The 18721-nt window shown below is 43.6% G+C and carries 17 protein-coding genes and 3 riboswitches; of the genes, 10 read left to right on the top strand and 7 right to left on the bottom strand.

Annotated elements, in window-relative coordinates:
• Positions 1-2 precede the first annotated feature (2 nt).
• The 4 genes from leuB to ilvA all read left to right on the top strand — a co-directional run bounded on the left by leuB (position 3) and on the right by ilvA (position 4364).
• On the top strand, positions 3-1109 hold the full coding sequence (gene leuB / locus ACYX4O_RS07205; protein WP_476355891.1) for a 3-isopropylmalate dehydrogenase: 1107 nt from the start codon (positions 3-5) through the stop codon (positions 1107-1109).
• Positions 1110-1177: 68 nt separating this feature from the next.
• A complete protein-coding gene (leuC, locus tag ACYX4O_RS07200; RefSeq protein ID WP_476355889.1) occupies positions 1178-2596 on the top strand; it encodes a 3-isopropylmalate dehydratase large subunit in 1419 nt (472 codons plus the stop codon).
• Between the two features lie 147 nt (positions 2597-2743).
• Positions 2744-3334, top strand: a complete 591-nt coding sequence (gene leuD / locus ACYX4O_RS07195) for a 3-isopropylmalate dehydratase small subunit (protein WP_476355887.1) — start codon at positions 2744-2746, stop codon at positions 3332-3334.
• 43 nt (positions 3335-3377) lie between these two features.
• Positions 3378-4364 carry a threonine ammonia-lyase gene (gene ilvA, locus ACYX4O_RS07190; protein ID WP_476355885.1) on the top strand — a complete coding sequence of 329 codons (987 nt, stop codon included), beginning with the start codon at positions 3378-3380 and terminating at the stop codon, positions 4362-4364.
• A 513-nt stretch (positions 4365-4877) separates the two neighbouring features.
• On the opposite strand, the gene thiW is transcribed toward ilvA, so the two are convergent.
• Positions 4878-5366, bottom strand: coding sequence for an energy coupling factor transporter S component ThiW (thiW, locus tag ACYX4O_RS07185; RefSeq protein ID WP_476355883.1), 489 nt, complete (start codon positions 5364-5366; stop codon positions 4878-4880).
• Positions 5367-5451: 85 nt separating this feature from the next.
• Positions 5452-5561: riboswitch (TPP riboswitch) on the bottom strand.
• A gap of 395 nt (positions 5562-5956) precedes the next feature.
• A riboswitch (TPP riboswitch) is annotated at positions 5957-6063 on the top strand.
• A 173-nt stretch (positions 6064-6236) separates the two neighbouring features.
• Here thiW and tenA point away from each other — a divergent pair.
• The 5 genes from tenA (at position 6237) to ACYX4O_RS07160 (ending at position 11056) form a co-directional block, all read left to right on the top strand.
• Positions 6237-6935, top strand: coding sequence for a thiaminase II (gene tenA, locus ACYX4O_RS07180; RefSeq protein WP_476355881.1), 699 nt, complete (start codon positions 6237-6239; stop codon positions 6933-6935).
• A complete protein-coding gene (gene thiD / locus ACYX4O_RS07175) occupies positions 6928-7743 on the top strand; it encodes a bifunctional hydroxymethylpyrimidine kinase/phosphomethylpyrimidine kinase (protein WP_476355879.1) in 816 nt (271 codons plus the stop codon). The genes tenA and thiD overlap by 8 nt, the downstream gene beginning before the upstream one ends.
• Positions 7743-8531, top strand: a complete 789-nt coding sequence (gene thiM, locus ACYX4O_RS07170; RefSeq protein WP_476355877.1) for a hydroxyethylthiazole kinase — start codon at positions 7743-7745, stop codon at positions 8529-8531. The genes thiD and thiM overlap by 1 nt, the downstream gene beginning before the upstream one ends.
• On the top strand, positions 8528-9166 hold the full coding sequence (thiE, locus tag ACYX4O_RS07165; RefSeq protein ID WP_476355875.1) for a thiamine phosphate synthase: 639 nt from the start codon (positions 8528-8530) through the stop codon (positions 9164-9166). Before thiM ends, thiE begins: the two co-directional genes overlap by 4 nt.
• 198 nt (positions 9167-9364) lie before the next feature.
• The gene (locus ACYX4O_RS07160) at positions 9365-11056 is read left to right on the top strand and encodes a methyl-accepting chemotaxis protein (RefSeq protein ID WP_476355873.1); all 1692 of its coding nucleotides are present in this window, start codon (positions 9365-9367) and stop codon (positions 11054-11056) included.
• Between the two features lie 374 nt (positions 11057-11430).
• A riboswitch (cyclic di-GMP riboswitch) is annotated at positions 11431-11516 on the bottom strand.
• Positions 11517-11648: 132 nt separating this feature from the next.
• Here the strand turns inward: ACYX4O_RS07160 and ACYX4O_RS07155 are convergent.
• Positions 11649-12812, bottom strand: coding sequence for an iron-containing alcohol dehydrogenase (locus tag ACYX4O_RS07155; protein WP_476355871.1), 1164 nt, complete (start codon positions 12810-12812; stop codon positions 11649-11651).
• Positions 12813-12898: 86 nt separating this feature from the next.
• On the bottom strand, positions 12899-13783 hold the full coding sequence (locus ACYX4O_RS07150) for a LysR family transcriptional regulator (protein WP_476355869.1): 885 nt from the start codon (positions 13781-13783) through the stop codon (positions 12899-12901).
• 99 nt (positions 13784-13882) lie between these two features.
• Here ACYX4O_RS07150 and ACYX4O_RS07145 point away from each other — a divergent pair, with 99 nt between their 5' ends.
• Positions 13883-14428, top strand: a complete 546-nt coding sequence (locus tag ACYX4O_RS07145; RefSeq protein ID WP_476355867.1) for a flavodoxin family protein — start codon at positions 13883-13885, stop codon at positions 14426-14428.
• Positions 14429-14485: 57 nt separating this feature from the next.
• On the opposite strand, the gene ACYX4O_RS07140 is transcribed toward ACYX4O_RS07145, so the two are convergent.
• The 4 genes from ACYX4O_RS07140 to ACYX4O_RS07125 all read right to left on the bottom strand — a co-directional run bounded on the left by ACYX4O_RS07140 (position 14486) and on the right by ACYX4O_RS07125 (position 18719).
• On the bottom strand, positions 14486-15694 hold the full coding sequence (locus ACYX4O_RS07140) for a DUF819 family protein (protein WP_476355865.1): 1209 nt from the start codon (positions 15692-15694) through the stop codon (positions 14486-14488).
• Positions 15695-16025: 331 nt separating this feature from the next.
• Entirely contained in the window at positions 16026-16547 is a 522-nt protein-coding gene (locus ACYX4O_RS07135; RefSeq protein WP_476355863.1) for an STM3941 family protein, read from the bottom strand.
• 223 nt (positions 16548-16770) lie between these two features.
• Positions 16771-17748: an ABC transporter ATP-binding protein gene (locus tag ACYX4O_RS07130; RefSeq protein ID WP_476355861.1), complete on the bottom strand. Its 978-nt coding sequence runs from the start codon at positions 17746-17748 to the stop codon at positions 16771-16773.
• Positions 17745-18719 carry an ABC transporter ATP-binding protein gene (locus ACYX4O_RS07125; protein WP_476355859.1) on the bottom strand — a complete coding sequence of 325 codons (975 nt, stop codon included), beginning with the start codon at positions 18717-18719 and terminating at the stop codon, positions 17745-17747. Before ACYX4O_RS07125 ends, ACYX4O_RS07130 begins: the two co-directional genes overlap by 4 nt.
• Positions 18720-18721: the final 2 nt, after the last annotated feature.

Here is an 18721-nt window from a genome sequence, read left to right as displayed (position 1 = left end):
TATTGGAAAAGCAAATCGTTTTGTTACCTGGTGATGGCATTGGTCAGGAAGTCATTGAATCAGCTAAACAGGTTCTAGAAGCCGTCACTGAACGGTTCCACCACACGTTTACGTATCATACACACGATATTGGTGGTGTGGCCATTGATCAACATGGCTCGCCCCTCCCAGAAGATACAGTCCGAGCTTGTAAGCAATCCGATGCTGTTCTGCTAGGAGCTGTTGGTGGACCTAAATGGGATCAGAATCCTTCTCACCTTCGTCCGGAAAAGGGATTGCTTGGAATCCGAAAACAGCTTGGTCTTTTCGCGAACCTTCGTCCAATTAAAGGGTTTGATCAACTTCTTCACGCTTCCCCTTTAAAGCACGATGTTGTTGCTGGTAGCGACCTCCTCATCGTTCGTGAGCTAACAGGTGGCCTTTACTTTGGCACCCCGAGTGAGCGACGTAACAATGGCAAAGAAGTTGTCGATACCCTTTCCTATCAGCGCGACGAGATTGAGCGAATTGTAGACAATGCGTTCCAAAGCGCTCGTTTGAGACGCAAACACCTAACAAGTGTTGATAAAGCAAACGTCTTAGAATCTAGCAAAGTCTGGCGCGAAGTCGTTGAAGAGAAGAAAGCAGATTATCCAGATGTCGAAGTGGAACACCTGCTAGTCGATGCAGCTGCGATGAAGCTAATTACGAACCCGAAACAGTTCGATGTCATCGTGACCGAGAACATGTTCGGCGATATTTTGAGTGATGAGGCTTCTGTCTTAACGGGATCACTAGGTATGCTTCCTTCTGCTAGCCTAAGAGAAGACGGTATGGGCTTATACGAACCGGTTCACGGTTCAGCACCAGACATCGCAGGTCAAGGAGTTGCAAACCCACTTGCGACGATCCTCTCAACCGCGCTTATGCTTCGTCACTCATTTGGACTAGAAAAAGAAGCAGCCGTGATTGAAGAAGCTGTTCAACAAGTATTAGAGGATGGCTACTGCACAGGCGATTTAGACATTAAAGGCGGCAAAAGAGTCGGTACTAAAGAAATGACTCGCCTCGTCCTAGAGCGAGTGACTGCACAAGATGCAACTCACAGTATTATGACTTGTTACGTCTAGTGAGATGGACGTAAGGTAAAGGAAAAACTTACGTCCCCTCCCCTATTTTTTCATAAAGGAGTGAGACCATGACCCAGCCCAAAACAATCGTTGAAAAGATTTGGGATCAACATGTTGTCCATCAAGAAAAAGGAAAGCCAGACCTACTTTATATCGATCTGCATTTAATACACGAAGTCACATCACCACAGGCGTTTGAAGGCTTACGGATGAACGATCGTTCCGTTCGCCGTCCAGAACGCACATACGCCACGATGGATCACAACGTACCGACGCGTGAACGTCATATCATTAAAGATCCCGTCTCTAAGAAACAAATGGAGACGTTAAAGCAAAATTGCGATGAATTCGGCATCCCTTTAGCTGATATTGATCACCCTGACCAGGGAATTGTTCACGTCATCGGTCCTGAGCTTGGTCTTACTCAGCCAGGCAAAACAATCGTTTGTGGAGATAGTCATACTTCCACTCATGGTGCATTTGGCGCTTTAGCATTTGGTATTGGAACGAGTGAAGTTGAACATGTATTAGCGACTCAAACCTTGTGGCAAGCCCCTCCTAAAACTTTGAATGTGAAAGTAAACGGAGAACTTGGCACAGGTGTTACAGCGAAAGATTTAATCCTTGCTGTTATCGGCAAATATGGCGTCCGCTTCGGAACAGGTTATGTAATTGAATATACAGGCGATGCGGTTCGCTCCCTTTCGATGGAACAGCGTATGACAGTATGCAACATGTCGATTGAAGCCGGTGCTCGTGCAGGTTTAATTAGCCCTGATGAAACAACAGTCGAGTACCTTCGCGGTAAACGCCACGTTCCAGAAGGTCAAGCATTTGACAAGGCTAGAGACGAATGGCTGGCTCTAGCTTCTGACGAAGGTGCTGTATATGACCATACACTTGAGATCGATGCTTCTGAAATCGAACCACAAGTTACATGGGGAACAAACCCAGGCATGTGCCTGCCTGTCTCAGCCTCGGTTCCAGACCCTGCTGAAGCTACTTCAGCCAATAAACAAGCAGAGATTGAACATGCGTTGGCTTATATGGATCTACAGCCTAATCAGCCCATTTCAGACATTGCAATTGAGCACGTCTTCATTGGCTCTTGTACCAATTCACGGATAAGTGACTTACAAAAAGCTGCCGAAGTTGTTCGCGGTAAAACCGTTCACTCCTCTGTAACAGCTATTGTCGTTCCTGGTTCTCAATCCGTAAAACAACAAGCTGAAGCAGAAGGATTAGATGTCGTGTTCAAACAGGCGGGCTTCGAATGGCGGGATGCGGGCTGTAGCATGTGTCTTGCTATGAACGATGACGTCATCCCACCAGGTGAACGCTGTGCTTCCACATCGAACCGTAACTTCGAAGGTCGACAAGGAACAGACGCACGGACTCACCTAGTGAGCCCAGAAATGGCCGCAGCCGCAGCCATCACAGGCCACTTCACAGACGTCCGCCAATTCACTGAAGCTTTACAACACTAAAGCGTGTCTGGCACCATTTACTGCACTAAAGCAACACAGCGTGTCTGGCACCATTCATCACGCTAAAGCAATAAAGGGGGACTGGCGCGCTTTCCTGCTCTAATGTAGGAGAGCGCCCTCTCCCCTTTTACTAGGAGGGATTAGACAATGGAACCGATTCGGAAGCATGAGGGTTTGGTTTATCCGTTAAACCGCTCCAATGTAGATACTGATCAGATTATACCGAAGCAATTTTTAAAACGCATTGAACGCCAAGGGTTCGGCCAGTTTCTCTTCTACAACTGGCGCTTTCACCATGATGGATCTCAGAAAGAAGGTTTCTCATTAAATCAACCGAAATACGACGGGACTTCCATTCTTGTTGCAGGCGAGAACTTTGGTTGCGGCTCTTCTCGTGAGCATGCTCCTTGGGCGCTTGAAGATTATGGCTTCAAAGTCATTCTCGCCCCAAGTTTTGCTGATATCTTTTTTAATAACTGCATAAAGAACGGCATTCTTGCTGTCACGCTACCAGAAGAAGAGATTAGCCAGCTCATTCAAAAAGCAGAAAACGAAACGTATCACTTGACCGCTCACCTTGAAAATCAGGTTATATACGACAATGAAGGATTCAAGACGTCGTTTGAAGTCAATGATTACCAAAAAGAAATGTTGATCAATGGGTGGGATGACATATCCGTCACCCTCACCCATGAAAATAAGATCAAGCAATACGAATCTAAAAAAGTAGGAGTGTGAAGACATTGGGAATTGCTTAACCGGAACCAAAATCACGGAGGCGATGGAGCATCTTAAAGACGTGGTCCACCGCACCCCACTAACAACTTCAACATCAATCAACGAACTAACAGGAAAACAAGTTTATTTCAAAATGGAAAACTTGCAAAAAACAGGTGCGTTTAAAGTTCGGGGGGCCAGCTTTAAAGTTTCTCAACTTACCAAAGAAGAAGCTAAAAGAGGAGTCATCGCTGCATCTGCAGGAAATCACGCACAAGGTGTCGCCTTGGCCGCTTCCAAAAGAGGATTCAAGGCGAAAATCTTTATGCCTGAGCATACGCCAGAGGCTAAAGTCAAGGCAACAGAGAGCTACGGAGCTGAAATCGTGCTGACCGGCGAATCCTTCCAAGAATCATTTGAAGCAGCATGTGCTGATCAGCGCCGAAATGGCAGCGTTTTTATTCATCCATTCGATGACTATGACGTGATGGCCGGTCAAGGTACGATTGCTCTTGAAATGCTCGAACAAAATCCATCCCTTGATACGCTAGTCGTTCCAATCGGAGGAGGCGGACTGATTAGTGGTGTCGCCGTTGCAGCAAAATCTGTTAAGCCGTCTATCAAAATTATCGGCGTGCAGTCTGCAGGAGCGAGTGCCATGTACAATCAGTATTACAAACAAGGACCTTCCACCTTAAAGAGTGTTTCCACCATTGCAGATGGAATCGCCGTGAAGAAACCTGGTCAAAACACGTTCCCACTCATCAAGCAGTATGTCGATGAGATCGTAACCGTGTCAGAAACACACATCGCAAAAGCTATCGTTACGATGCTTGAGCGAAACAAGTCACTTGTCGAAGGAGCCGGAGCCTCAGCACTTGCAGCTGTTCTCGAACACGGTTCCAACATCCAATCGAATCATACGGGAATCATCGTAAGCGGAGGCAACATGGACCTTGCGCGATTACCCATGATTCAAAACTTGAGCCAGCAGGAAGAACCTACCTCTGTCTCAGCCGTTCAAAAAAGCCCTTCATTTGTAGCTTCTTGAAAGCTATAACAAAAGTGGAAGCGCCCGGTTAACAACGTATAGACTGGACTTGAGCCACTGCGAGATCAAGGAAACACGATGAGCGACAAGCGAATCGATGTTGACTGATCGACCGGAGGTGAGGGAAGTCTACTAGTTGTTGGGCGCTGCAGCTAGATGAACAAAAGTGGAAGCGCCTGGTTAACAGCTAGATGCAAACAAGTGAACGAGAAGCCCAGTCCAATATGGTCTGGGCTTTTTCTTTTGGTTTAGGCGCACCGCGTACTGATCTCTTCCCTTTTCTTAAACTCCCCACCATAAAACGTCACTGAGTCAGGTTATCTCTCACCTTTTTGAAGTATCTAGCTTTCAAAAGGTCGTAGATAGTGTTGTTTTATGACCTTTTTACGGTTTTTGGCAATAAAAACGTCACTGACCAAGCCTTTCTCTTACCTTTTGGCTCCTCATCGACTATAAAAGGTCATAGATCAACATAGCTTTACTTAAAAACCGATTCACATCACACATTACACCTCAAACCCTACGAACACTCAACCTCTCCCCAACTCTCGACAGCACAAACCACCCAAGAAAAGCTCCTGACACACTACTTACGAAAAAAGGCGGTAAAAACGCCAGAGCCCCTACGGAAGTACCCATAAATAATTGCGCATAAGGGACTGCAAACAACGCACCGATTACACCTGTTCCCAACACTTCCCCCACAACAGCCAATCCTTTTCTCTTGGAAAACTTATAAAGAACCCCTGCCAACAAAGCACCGATCATCCCTCCTGGAAATGCTAAAAGCGTCCCTAACCCTAGAAGAACACGTAAGATGCCAATCATAAACGCAATGGCTACAGCAGGTAGCGGTCCTAAAGTCACTGCTGCCATAACATTGACCACATGCTGTACAGGATAGGCTTTAGCGATCCCAGCTGGAAACCATAACACTTGCGCCCCTAACGTCCCAATCGCTACAAAGATCGCCATTGTCGTGATCATTCTTGTTTTGTTCATTACATTCCTCTCCCTTTCTAAATAAGGGGAAACAAAAAAGCCAGGTCCTATAATAGACCTGACTTCGAATGGTAGAGTATACAGACGTATCGCCTGACTACTTCCCTCCGCTGGTATGACCCAGATCAGGTTCGTAAGAGTCAGGAAGCTCCATTGCTCCCCTCTCAGCCCATTCAGGCTCCCCTAGTAGTATCCTTAAATCTTGTAAACTTTGTTTATTAGACTAACACAACCTTCCAACTTTGCAAATCTTTTATGAATTTATTTTATTTAAGTGTTAACAACTAATTCCAGCTATCTAAATATTAGGATTAATGCGATGTTTTGCTACGGTTCTCCCCCCACATTATCGCAAGTTTCCGTTCTCCCCCTTTCCGCAAAGGTGGTCCGTGAAACTGCGAGACTCCTGTAGCAAGAGGAGCCTATCCAGTTCCGGCGTGGAGGACCTAGCGCGATAAGTCATCTTTTTTCCAAAGGCTAATCGCCTTTTCCAAAAAGCTGACTTATCCGTACGGTCCTAGGCACCACGCCTGCACTTTTAATCGTAGACAAATCCAGGAAACCTATGTTAAGGTATCGGTACAATATAGGAAGTCCACTAGGGGCGCCCATTTGATGGCTGAGATAAGGAGAAATCCTTGGTCCCTTTGAACCTGATCTGGTTAGTACCAGCGAAGGGAAGTGGAGTCGGTTGGATTTATTTTACCAATGATTAGAGGGCGTATATTCTCATATGACCTCTCAATCTATTACTTTATAATCCCGAAACCGCTCCAGTTCTAGGAGCGGTTTTTTTATATCCATCCCCAACCCCCTCCCTCCTCACTGCCTGGTTCACTTCCTATAAATCAAAACCAGGAGGCAACTACTATGTCATTTACTGAACAACTTCGTCACGATGCAAAACCAATTTTTCAAGCGATTTTCAACCATCCTTTCGTGAAAGGACTTGGAGAAGGTGACCTTCCAAAAGAAGCTGTAGCTCATTATGTAAAAGCAGATGCCGAATACCTTCATGCGTTCATGAATGTGTATGGAATTGCGATTTCCAAATGCAGCGATAAGGATGATATCACCTTTTTCAAAGAAAACATCGAATTTGTCCTACACAGCGAAATTCACCCTCACCACAATCTATGTACGTATATCAATACTCCGTATGAGGATTTGCAAGGATACCCCCTTCCTCCTACGGCTGATCACTATATTAAACATATGAAGACCCATGCTCACGAAGGAACGCTAGGACAAATATTGGCTGTACTCCTCCCATGTCCATGGACGTATCTTGAAATTGGGGAGTATTTAATGGAGCACGTGCAACCAACGCCTGACCACCCTTTCTATGAGTGGATTACCTTTTATGTGAATGATGAAATCAGATCCACTACTAACCAACTACGAGCAAAATTAGACACATGGGCAGAAACCGCTTCTCCTCGGGAAAAGAAAGCCATGAAAGACGCCTTTATAAAAAGCTGTCAGTTAGAGTGGGCATTCTGGGAAATGGCGTACCGACAAGAAACATGGCCCACATCAGCCATCAAGGAGGTGACCCGTCATGCGTAATGTGAAAGGGGCTTTAACTATTGCTGGTACGGACCCAAGTGGAGGCGCGGGTATTCAGGCAGACCTAAAAACCTTTCAAGAATTAGACGTATACGGTATGTCTGCCATCACTTCTGTTGTCGCGCAAAACACGCTCGGCGTCACGGGAGTTCGCCATCTAGAAGCTAGTTTTATAAAAGAACAGCTTGAATCCGTTACAAGCGACATGCCCGTTCACGCTGTCAAAACGGGTATGATCGCAAATGCGGAAATGATCAAGGCCATAGCGGACCACCTCCGCCCCCTTAGCTTGCCTCTTTGTGTAGATCCAGTCATGATTGCCCAAAGCGGCGATGCCCTTGTCGATCGAAAAGCACTCCAAACGATGCGTGATGAGCTACTCCCTCTTGCAACGATTGTCACGCCCAATATCCCTGAAGCCGAGGCGTTAACGGGAAAACGTTTGGAGTCAGAAGAAGATCGATACAAAGCTGCTAGAAGCATCGTACACGAATTTGGTTCTTCTTTTGTTGTGATTAAAGGGGGCCATCTTGATGGAGAAGCGGCAGACCTTTTTTACGATGGAGAAACGTTTGAGACTTTTTCCTCTCCTCGCTTTGATACATTGCACACGCACGGGACAGGGTGCACCTATGCAGCTGCGATTACAGCTGAACTTGCAAAAGGAAAAAGTGTAAAAGAAGCCGTGAAGGTTGCTAAGAAGTTCATCTCTCTTGCAATTGAACACACACTTGAGATCGGACATGGACAAGGCCCTACGAACCACTGGGCTTATAAAAAGAACCAACAGGAAGGAGAATATGTGTAATGTCTTACTTACGAACCTTAAGAGAAACGACGCCACTTATTCATAACCTTACAAACGAGGTTGTGATGAATTTTACCGCAAATGGATTATATGCTATTGGAGCAGCGCCTGTCATGTCTAAATCTCTAGACGAAGTTTCAGATATGGCCAGTATGACAAGTGGTGTTCTGTTAAATATCGGGACCCTTTCCTCTACTGATATAGAAGCCATGCTCCTGGCAGGAAAGGCTGCCAACGAAAAAGGAATCCCTGTTGTCTTAGACCCTGTTGCAGCTGGTGCTACCTCGTTTCGTCTCGAAACGTGTCACAGACTTCTAGATGAACTAGAGATTACTGCAATCCGGGGAAATGCTAGTGAAATCGCAGCCTTAATTGGTGAGGATCAGTGGCAATCAAGAGGTGTAGACTCAACAGGAGATGGGAACGTTGTGAAGCTTGCCCAACAAGCAGCCGCCTCCCTCAGCTGCTTAATCGTTCTTACCGGGGAAACAGATGTGATCACCACTAAGAAAGAAACCGTAGTTTGCCAAAATGGTATCCCACTTTTAGGGAGTATTACAGGGACAGGCTGCTTATTTAGTTCTATTCTTACGGCTTTTCTTTCTCTTGAAGGATCAAATGTTGAGAAAGCCACAGAGGCAATATCTGTCTATACGATTGCAAGTGAAATGGCCGCTGAAAATGCCCATGTGCAGGGCCCAGGAACTCTTCACCCTCACTTCCTCGATGCCCTTTACAACATCAGACCTGAAGATGTTTTGAAGCGTCAGAAAGTAGAAGCAAGATGAAAGGTGAAATGAAATCTCTATTAAAACTTTACTTCATTATGGGAAGTCAAGATTGTCAAAGAGACCCAAGAGACATTTTACGTGAAGCCATTCATGGTGGGATCACTTGCTTTCAGTTTCGGGAAAAAGGGGCTGATTCACTTAAAGGTAATCAGAAAATCCAATTGGCCAAAGATCTGCAACACATCTGCCAGGAGCACCAGATCCCGTTTATCGTTAACGATGACGTAAACCTTGCCCTAAAATTAAATGCTGATGGAATTCATGTTGGGCAAGATGACTTAGATATTCAAGAAGTTGTGTATCGATGTAAGGGGATGATTATAGGCCTTTCTACCACTTCAGTAAAAGAAGCCAGACGCGCACCCTTTGATTCTATCGATTACATTGGAGTGGGTCCAATCTATCAAACCTCAACAAAACGAGACGCAAAAACACCTATAGGATTAGCGGGCTTAACTAAGATTAGAGAAGCAGCCCCAAACTTCCCGATCGTCGCCATCGGAGGGATTACCACGCACAATCTAAAAGAAGTGTTACAAGCAGGAGCAGACGGCGGCTCTTTCATATCCGCTATCACCAGTCACCGAAATGGCACACAAGCAGCCAGACAACTGTATCATGCATCATTGTAGCAAAAGCCAGGGAATTTTCCCTGGCTTTTATATCTAGTTTAAAATTTGATTTAATTTTCAAACTTTTTCATCTATTTTAGTTAAATTCATTACATAATAACCGATAAATAAGAGAGTAGGATTTATTACCTATACATTAGGAAATATAAGGTGTCTTATAAGTTGTGTGTAGTAAAAACAGTTGAAAGGATGGGTCACTTGAAAATATCTAAGTTAGTAAAAGTTATCGGCCTGACCGTTACGTTGCTGGGCGCTGTTGCCCTCATTAGTCTATCATTGCTTTTCATAAGTAACAGCAACCGAACGGAAGCAGTCGAACAACAAATGAAGTTTCAAAACCTCGGACGCCAAGTCCAAGAAGCATCAGATTACTTAACGTCTCAGGTACGCATTTATTCCCAATACGGTGCGCCTGAAAATCTCGAAAATTATAACACTGAATTACAGGAAACAAAGCGGAGAGAAAGCGCCTTAAACGAATTAGCTACATACAATGTTCCTCAAGATATCATGGCCCATGTAGAAGAGGCTGTAACAAAATCAAACGAATTAGCTAAAGTTGAAGAGAAAGCCATTACGTTCGTTGAGAAGAATAATATGGAGATGGCTCAAATGAAAGTATTTGACCAGAATTATCAAAGTAAGAAAGCTAGTATTGATGAGAATTTAACAACGTTTCAGAATGAGCTTTTAGCACTTGGAGAAAGGAAAGCTTTACGCGCGAAACGTCAAATGGAAATCTTTTTATACTTAACGATTGGCTCAGTAGGTTTAATGGTTCTTTTAAGCGCTTCTACATATTGGACCCTCTATCGTCGCATTAAGCCATTAGGAAAGGTCACTAGATTAGCCAACGAAGTAGCCGAAGGTCGGTTAAATTCTGAAGACATCAATTACCAATCAAAAGACGAGATCGGTTCGCTCACCTCCGCAATTAATGGAATGAAAAACGACTTAAAGGACATGATCTCAAACATCGCAAGTGTCTCCTCTACTGTTACGAAACAAAGTGAAGAATTCACACAATCCTCTTATGAAGTAAAGGAAGGTAGTGAACAAATCGCAGTGACTATGGAAGAATTATCATCTGGAGCTGAAACACAAGCCACTAGCTCCTCTCGCCTCGCGCTCATGATGGAAGACCTTCTCCAAGATATTCAACAGGCACATAAGAGTGGTGAAGCAATTTCTACCACATCAAAGGGAGTATTAACGATGACGAAAGAAGGCACTGAATTGATGAATCAATCTGTTGACCAAATGAAGCGAATTGATAGAATCGTGAAAACATCAGTTGATAGCGTAAAAGGACTAGACGCTCAGTCGAAAGAAATATCAAAACTAATCAAGGTCATCCGAGACATTGCAGACCAAACCAACCTCTTGTCATTAAACGCAGCGATTGAAGCGGCACGTGCTGGAGAACATGGCAAAGGCTTCGCAGTAGTAGCTGATGAAGTAAGAAAGTTAGCTGAACAAGTCTCCCGTTCTGTCGTCGAAATTACAGGTATAGTTGAAACGATTCAGTCGGAATCATCCACTGTTGTGCAGTCTCTTGAAGAAGGATATAGTGAGGTTGATAAGGGATCTAAACAAATTAAAGTGACTGGTGATACTTTCGAAAACATTTATCACTCCGTTACAAATATGGCCTCAAACATCCAAGAAGTCACGGCGACTCTAACTAGAATTGTCGATAACAGCCAAGAGATGAATTATTCTATAGAGGAGATTGCTTCTGTTTCAGAAGAAGCTGCCGCAGGCGTTGAACAAGCCGCAGCTTCTGCAGAGCAGTCGAGCAGTTCAATGGAAGAAATCTCTAATCGTTCTAGAGAGTTAGCTGAACTCTCCGGTCGGTTAGACGATGAAGTTAAACGGTTCACCCTATAAAAATAGCGCCCTAGCTTCTAATAACTAGGGCGCCTATTCCTTATTTACAAGAAATCTTGTCCTCTTCTTCATTAATTAAATCATCTAATTTCTGAATTAATAGATCAATATCTTCTTTAGTAATTCGATTTTGTGTGTTTTTCTCCATGGTTGATTGATTCCTCATATTCAATGTATTCTATTCTGGTATGCAATTGTCTAGAGCTTTTTTATGCTTTTGAACAATCCTCTTTCCTATACCCTATCCTTAGAATGTTAAGCATTTAGCGAAAAAATACCTGTTCTTTGTTTTGGTCCCCTCCAACTAAACATAAAAAGACACAATGAAAAGGAATAGATTAAAAAAGAAGCCTTACTACAGAAGACCTCTCGAAAGTTGCAGCCCGACGACCGTGTTCCATAAGACTTTAGGCTCGTGGCTTTGCGTCCATACCTTTCGATATATTTGCCTATTTACGTTGTAATCTAGTATTAAAAGTACCATATATGTGACTTTTTTTCTATATATATATATCATGATAACAAAGAATGACTCCCAATATGAACGAAAGGAGCGCATCTAGTAGAATGCGCTCCTTTCAAATAACCCGTCTTATAACGAACGATGAAGAATATCAAGGACACTAGCGTGGTCCATCTCTTTGTATGTCCCGACTCCCGGCTTGATAAATGTCTTCTTCACAATATCATCGAAGTGACGATCATCAATATCATAATCACTTAATCGATTCGGAGCTCCGATAGAGTTCCAGAAGTTTCGTAAGGCTTCTGCCCCTTCTCGTGCGACTTCTTTATCCCCTTTTCCTTCTGGTGAGAATCCAAGGACTCTCACAGCTAACTGCTTCACACGACTCGGATCTTCTTCAAGTACGTGCTCTAACCAGTTCGGGAACAAGATAGCCAGTCCGCCGCCATGAGGAATGTCATAGACTGCACTTATTGCATGCTCAATGCGGTGCGTGGCCCAATCTCCGCCATCCGTTCCGTTAGAGAGCGTTCCATTGAAAGCAGTCGTACTTAGGTACATCATCGTTTCTCGGTGATCAAAGGATTGTGGATCTTTGATAAGCTTTGGTCCTGTTTCAATGGCAGTTCTTAATAAGGACTCGATAAACCCGTCAATCATAGGCGTATTCTCTGTACGGTGAAAGTAATGCTCTAACGCATGGGACATACTGTCAACGATTCCATATACCGTTTGATCTTCAGGTACGGAAAATGTATAGGTCGGATCAAGGATAGAGAATGCTGGAAACACATGTGGTGAACCCCAGCCGATTTTATCTTTCGTATCCCAATTCGTAATAACGGATACAGGATTCATTTCAGATCCTGTGGCAGCTAATGTAAGCACGGTGCCAAACGGAAGCGCTGACTCAATAGGAGCTTTTTGCGTAAACAAATCCCATGCCTCCCCGTCATATTGAGCGGCAGCTGCAATTCCTTTTGTACAATCAATGACACTTCCGCCACCGACAGCTAATAGGTAGTCAATTTGCTCTTCTTTACAAATCGAAACGCCTTTCTCTACCGTTGTTAAGCGGGGATTTGGCTCAACGCCCGTTAGTTCAAAAACAGTCGCGTTTATGCTTTTCAGCTGCCCCACAACAGCATCATAGACACCATTCTTTTTAATACTCCCTCCTCCGTATACAAGAAGGACCCTGCTGTTTCTAGGAATTTCTGTTTCAATATGTTCCACTTGGCCTTTGCCAAAATAAAGTTTAGTTGGATTGTGTTGCAAAAAAGTATTCATATGATCACCTCACCGGCCATCATACCATGATAGGGGACGAATGGTTATGCAACGTTTTTAATGATCGATATCAATAAAAGCGATGGCTATTCCTTCTGATCTGTTATGAGGGTCAACAACTCTTGAATAGGAGGTGTGATCCATTTCTTTTTTTGGTACACAAGCTGGGTCCATAATGTTAACTTCTGATGGTGAAGGGGGAGTTCAACTACCTTATTCCGCTTCAATTCTTCTTCTACCGTAATCTTAGGTAATAGCGCAATCCCAAGACCATCTGCTACGCATTGCTTGATCGCTTCCAGGCTGGTAAATGATATGACAGACCGAATTTCCACCCCTTCTTCACGAAGCAAGTCTTCAAACAAATTACGGTATGAACAGCCTTGGTCTGTTAATATTAGCGTTTCCGATGCCAACGCTTGTAGATCCAGGTGATCTTCATTTGTTAGTAGATGACCAGGTGGGGCAATAAACATGAGTTCCTCTTCTCGGATAGGAATTGTGGTCAAGCTCGGGTGATTCACATACCGATCTAAAAGGATGGCTACATCGAAATCGGCATTTTCCGTTCCTTGTTTTAAATTCGGGCAAAGGCCTGCCTCAAGTTGAATCACAAGTTCTGGGTGGCGTGTCTTTAGTAATTTAATGTAAGGCGTAATAAAGTATGCAGCTAAAGATTCGACCGTCCCAATTCGAATGGTGCCTCGTACAGAATTCGCCTCTGATAAGCTTACTTCTGCTTCATCTAACAGGTCTACAACTTGTCTTGTGTAATATAGGAGTTCTTCACCAGAAGAAGTAAGGCGCATTCGTTGGCCTACTCGTTCAAACAACTTCACTCCATAATACTCTTCTATCTTTTTTATTTGTGTCGTTACGCTTGATTGAGCAAAGCCTAAAGTCTCACCGGTTTTCGTATAACTACCAGTTTTGACTACTTCGTGAAACGTTTCAAAAAGCTTAAGATCCATGCTGATCCTCCATCATTTTTTATAATATATAGTATCAATTATTATAGATAACTTTGATAGTTAAAACAATGATACACTTTAGTATAAAGGGGTGAAAAGATGAAAATTTTAACGATTCTAGGAAGTTCACGACGTGGTGGTAATACGGAATATTTAGTAAAGGAAATAATGGAGGGGGTTCAACACACTGAGCTTTTTTTAGGTGATTATAAGCTCGATCCGATTATCGATGAGCGCCATAGCAAAGTAGGATTTACTCCATCTTCAGATGATTATGAATTGGTTTTAGAACAGCTGCTATCTCATGACATCATCGTGTTTGCAACGCCGGTTTATTGGTACGGGATGTCTGCACAGATGAAGATTTTCTTCGATCGCTGGAGTCAGTATTTAAGAGATGAGCGCTTTAACATGAAAGCTTCATTGAGGGAAAAGCAGGCGTATGTCGTAACGGCTGGTGGAAGCAATCCGCATATCACGGCCCTTCCTCTCATTCAGCAATTTGGACATATCTTTGATTTTGTCGGGATGACTTATACGGACTACATGATCGCCAACGCCGTAAAGCCAGGGGAAAGTAAATCAGACATTCTAGCACTAGAAAAAGCGAAGCAATGGAACGAGCATTTTAAGAGATTAGCGTAAAGAAGCCTTTCCCACTTAATGGGAAAGGCTTCTTATATATGAGATTCTTATAATTGATTAAAACAGTTTTGAAGCCAATTCTGCTAACCAGGCTGTTAGGACAGCAGCATACGTACCAACGACGTTACCTAAAATCCCCATAAGTAAGCCCACAGGAGCAAGTGCAGGCTGGAAGACAGAAGCGACAACCGGTGCTGAGCTTGTTCCTCCAATATTTCCTTGAGATCCAACAGCTACGAAGAATAATGGCGCGCGAAGAAGTCGAGCCATCATAAAGATAACTAAGATATGAATCGCTAGCCAAACGATACCAAGCCCAATATAAGCAGGGGCTTCTACAACCGCTGCCAGGTCTGCTTTTGCACCAATCGTTGTTAGTAAGAGATAGATTCCGGCATAACCAATATTACTCGCCCCGTAATCATCAAGTTCACGTACCTTCGTGAATGATAAGGCTACACCTATTGCTGCAATAATCATGATCGTCCATGTTCCTGCTGAAAGAACAGAACTTGTGGGTAGAATATCGGTTTCAGCAAATCTACGAACGACGTATGAAACTCCAAAACCGAGCCCCAAAATCCCTAACAGTTGTGGAACGGCAATAGGTTGCGCACGTTTTGCGGTAATTTCACCAATTTGGGCATTGATTTTCTCTACAACAGAGTTATCTGCTTTGTTCCATCTATTAAACTGATCTTGATAACCAGCAAGAGCAATCATAATTCCCATCCACGTGTAACCGACAACGGTGTCGACAACAATGATAGGTGATAGAACATCGCTTGGGGTACCGACTGCTTCTGTTAAAGCTGCCATGTTTGCAGTACCGCCAATCCAGCTTCCTGCAAGTGCTGCTACACCTTTCCAAGCATCTTCTGGCAGAAATGGCTGGAAGATGGCCATGGCAATAGGCGCACCAATAATGACACCAATTGTACCTGATAAGAATAAAAAGATTGCCTTAGGTCCAAGGCGTAATGTTGCTTTCACATCAGTAGAAAGTAATAGTAACAAGAGACCGAATGGTAGAATATACGCACTTACAAAGCTATAAAGTTCTGAACTTGAAGGCGTAATCCCAAACGTAGTAGAGAGCATAGGCAAGAAATAAGCCCATATTAAAGGCGGAGCATAATGAAAGAACTTCTGCATGAATGGATTCTTCCATTGAGCTAGCATGTATACCCCTCCGATAAGGGCAGATAGATAGGCTAATAAAGCCATAGGTTCTTGTATGAATGCTGCATTTAATGTTAAGTACATTGTGATCCTCCTAATCTGTCGAACTATGTCGAAATCCTGTTATAGCATATCATTTTGTGTATCCGGTTACATTAAGGGTAGTTCGTAACATTGAAATAATTAGGACAATTCAGAATAGGGAGGGTGCGATCTTATCACAAAAAAAAGGACAAGCCCGCTTTCACCACATTAGTAGTAAAAAGACCTGTCCCTCTCGATCTATCATTATTCACTTTTCCCCTGCGATTTATACCTTTATGCCTAGCATCTTTTCTCCTATCTTTCCATAGATTTTTTGAGTTACTGTACGAGTGAAGGGGATATGTGTTGGAAACTAAGGATGATTTGATGCTCACCCTTCTTCTTCATACCTATCTCTCACCCCTACTCTATTGTCTAAAGCTTCTATAAGACCATTTGGATCTTTTAACTGATTCAAAATAATATTATACATAGGATATCCCATTTTCGTGTTTAACTTAGACATACGCTTTACTTTTTCCGGCATTTGATCTTCATATTTCTCTTCATTCGCCAACTCCAGACCGAGGAATTTATTTCTATGAATTTCGTAAGGAAGCACTCCAACAATATCCTCAAAAGAGATGTGAACTGGCTCATGATTCGTTACATATAACGTTAGATCTTGATCCGTCATAATAACATATGGGTTCGGATTAACTACCTTCTTGATATAAAGCGCACCAACAAATAATAAAAGCAAAGCCCCAAGAAGAACAATAGCGCCAATTAAGGAATCGCCATTTAAAAAGGCAATGTATGACACCGCAGCACAAATGGCTCCTATTAAAAAGCTAATGAACGTCAAAGCTACAAGTTTTCCCTTAGAATAGTAAAAATAAAGTTCTTCCATATTCAACACAAACCTTTCTTGGAATGTTTTGGTTATGAATCACTTATCAGTACCCTAATCCTTTAGTTAAAAACCATTTTTTTCAAAATTTAAAACAAAAAGCCCAGCAGAGACAACTCTCTCTACCGGGCTTTTCCCACTTTCACACTGTAAAGTACAACTTCGTGCCAGACACCCTTCATCTCTTCACCGCACTGACGCGTGTCTGGCACGCTTTACTTTGCTAAAGTTCATCGAGGAGGTGGCAGGCTGCGGTGTGGCCTGTTGTTTCGGCTGTTTGGAGCTCTGGTGTTTCGTTCTTGCAACGATCCCAGGCGAACGGGCACCGTGTGTGGAATGGGCACCCGGATGGTGGGTTAGCTGGGCTTGGAAGATCTCCCTCCAAGACAATACGCTCCCGCTTGGCTCTCGGATCTGGGACTGGCACAGCGGATAGGAGTGCTCGTGTGTAAGGGTGTTGAGGATTTTGAATAATCGACTCACGATCACCAATCTCCACTAACTTACCTAAATACATGACGCCAATCCGGTCTGATATGAAATCGACTACGCTTAAATCATGAGCTATGAACAAATACGTTAAGTCGAATTCATCCTGTAGATCTTTCAATAGATTTAACACTTGTGATTGAATCGACACATCTAGTGCAGATACAGGTTCATCAGCAATTATCAATTTAGGTCGTACCGCTAAAGCGCGAGCAATACCAATACGCTGTCGTTGCCCCCCACTAAATTCATGCGGATAGCGTTCTGCAACCTTTTGAGGCAACCCAACTGTATCTAGTAGCTCGTTTACTCTTCTATCAATTCCATCAGCTGTTTCCATTTCATGGACGATTAACGGTTCAGCAATAATGTCTCTAACCGTCATGCGAGGATTCAAGGAAGCATATGGATCCTGAAATATCATTTGAAAATCTTTCCTTGCTTTCTTCAAGTCCTTGCCTGACAATTGATCCAATTGCTCGCCGTTAAAGGTGATCGTCCCCTCTGTCGCCTCAAGCATTTGCATAATCATTCGGCCGGTTGTCGATTTTCCGCAACCCGATTCACCAACAAGCCCAAATGTTTCACCAGGCTTTATATCAAAAGTTACACCGTCTACGGCTTTTACAACTTGTTTTGAGCTTTTGCGAAATCCTTTTTGGCTAACGAAATGCTTCTTCAAACCATCAACTTGTAATAGCGGTTCCTTCATTCTGTAACCTCCTCTCGTTCATGCAACCAGCACCTATTCTCACCATCAAATAATGGCGGTTCCTCATCCCAGCAATGATCCATCACAAATGGACAACGGTTCGCAAACTTACACCCTTTTGGGCGGTCCTCCACTGTAGGCACTTGGCCTTGAATGGAATCTAAACGATCTTCTTTTGCTCCAAGCTTAGGAATTGAGCCAAGAAGCCCTTTCGTATATGGATGCTTCGGGTTCTCGAAGATTTCATAAACGGTCCCTTGTTCCACAATGCGGCCTGAATACATAATTGCGACTCGGTCACACATCTCAGCAATAACACCTAAGTCGTGTGTGATAAACAAAATTGAGGTGTTGTGCTCCTCACGCATGTTGCGCATCACGTCTAAGATCTGAGCCTGAATCGTTACATCAAGGGCTGTTGTCGGTTCGTCGGCAATTAACACTTTCGGATCACACGACATCGCCATGGCAATCATCACACGCTGACGCATCCCTCCTGAAAGCTGGTGAGGATATTCATTCATAATTTCTTCCGAACGAGGAATGCCTACCTGATTCAGCATGTGAACAGCATGCTTCCTCGCCTCCGTTTGGCTAATACGCTGATGCTCGCGGATAGCCTCGATCAGTTGTTTCCCTATTTTCAATACCGGATTTAGAGAGGTCATCGGTTCCTGGAAGATCATCGAAATGTCGTTCCCACGAACTTTTCTCTTTTGACGATCGGTGAATTTCAATAGGTCTTTTCCTTGGAATAGAACCTCTCCACCCGTTACTTCTCCTGGTGTTTCATCCAGCAGTTGCATGACAGATAGGGAGGTTACACTTTTACCGCTTCCGGATTCCCCAACGAGACCAACGATTTCACCAGGGTATAAGGATAAATCAATCCCCTCCACAGCCGGAATCGTTTCGCCGTCAACGCGGAAGCTTGTATACAGTTGATTAATGGATAAAATAGGTTCTGTCATCG

Source organism: Pontibacillus sp. ABV4_188 (assembly GCF_056311905.1).
Note: the sequence above shows the minus strand (reverse complement) of the source record. Positions and strands in the feature narration are given on the sequence as shown.

What these genes read in the sequence shown, in the direction of transcription:
- thiE (WP_476355875.1), top strand. Translation starts at nt 8,528, where the DNA reads ATGAAAGGTGAAATGAAATCTCTATTAAAACTTTACTTCATTATGGGA.
- tenA (WP_476355881.1), top strand. Translation starts at nt 6,237, where the DNA reads ATGTCATTTACTGAACAACTTCGTCACGATGCAAAACCAATTTTTCAA.
- ACYX4O_RS07135 (WP_476355863.1), bottom strand. Translation starts at nt 16,547, where the DNA reads ATGGAAGAACTTTATTTTTACTATTCTAAGGGAAAACTTGTAGCTTTG.
- ACYX4O_RS07145 (WP_476355867.1), top strand. Translation starts at nt 13,883, where the DNA reads ATGAAAATTTTAACGATTCTAGGAAGTTCACGACGTGGTGGTAATACG.
- leuC (WP_476355889.1), top strand. Translation starts at nt 1,178, where the DNA reads ATGACCCAGCCCAAAACAATCGTTGAAAAGATTTGGGATCAACATGTT.
- thiW (WP_476355883.1), bottom strand. Translation starts at nt 5,366, where the DNA reads ATGAACAAAACAAGAATGATCACGACAATGGCGATCTTTGTAGCGATT.
- thiD (WP_476355879.1), top strand. Translation starts at nt 6,928, where the DNA reads ATGCGTAATGTGAAAGGGGCTTTAACTATTGCTGGTACGGACCCAAGT.
- ACYX4O_RS07130 (WP_476355861.1), bottom strand. Translation starts at nt 17,748, where the DNA reads ATGAAGGAACCGCTATTACAAGTTGATGGTTTGAAGAAGCATTTCGTT.
- leuD (WP_476355887.1), top strand. Translation starts at nt 2,744, where the DNA reads ATGGAACCGATTCGGAAGCATGAGGGTTTGGTTTATCCGTTAAACCGC.
- ACYX4O_RS07150 (WP_476355869.1), bottom strand. Translation starts at nt 13,783, where the DNA reads ATGGATCTTAAGCTTTTTGAAACGTTTCACGAAGTAGTCAAAACTGGT.
- ACYX4O_RS07155 (WP_476355871.1), bottom strand. Translation starts at nt 12,812, where the DNA reads ATGAATACTTTTTTGCAACACAATCCAACTAAACTTTATTTTGGCAAA.
- thiM (WP_476355877.1), top strand. Translation starts at nt 7,743, where the DNA reads ATGTCTTACTTACGAACCTTAAGAGAAACGACGCCACTTATTCATAAC.
- ACYX4O_RS07140 (WP_476355865.1), bottom strand. Translation starts at nt 15,694, where the DNA reads ATGTACTTAACATTAAATGCAGCATTCATACAAGAACCTATGGCTTTA.
- ilvA (WP_476355885.1), top strand. Translation starts at nt 3,378, where the DNA reads ATGGAGCATCTTAAAGACGTGGTCCACCGCACCCCACTAACAACTTCA.
- ACYX4O_RS07125 (WP_476355859.1), bottom strand. Translation starts at nt 18,719, where the DNA reads ATGACAGAACCTATTTTATCCATTAATCAACTGTATACAAGCTTCCGC.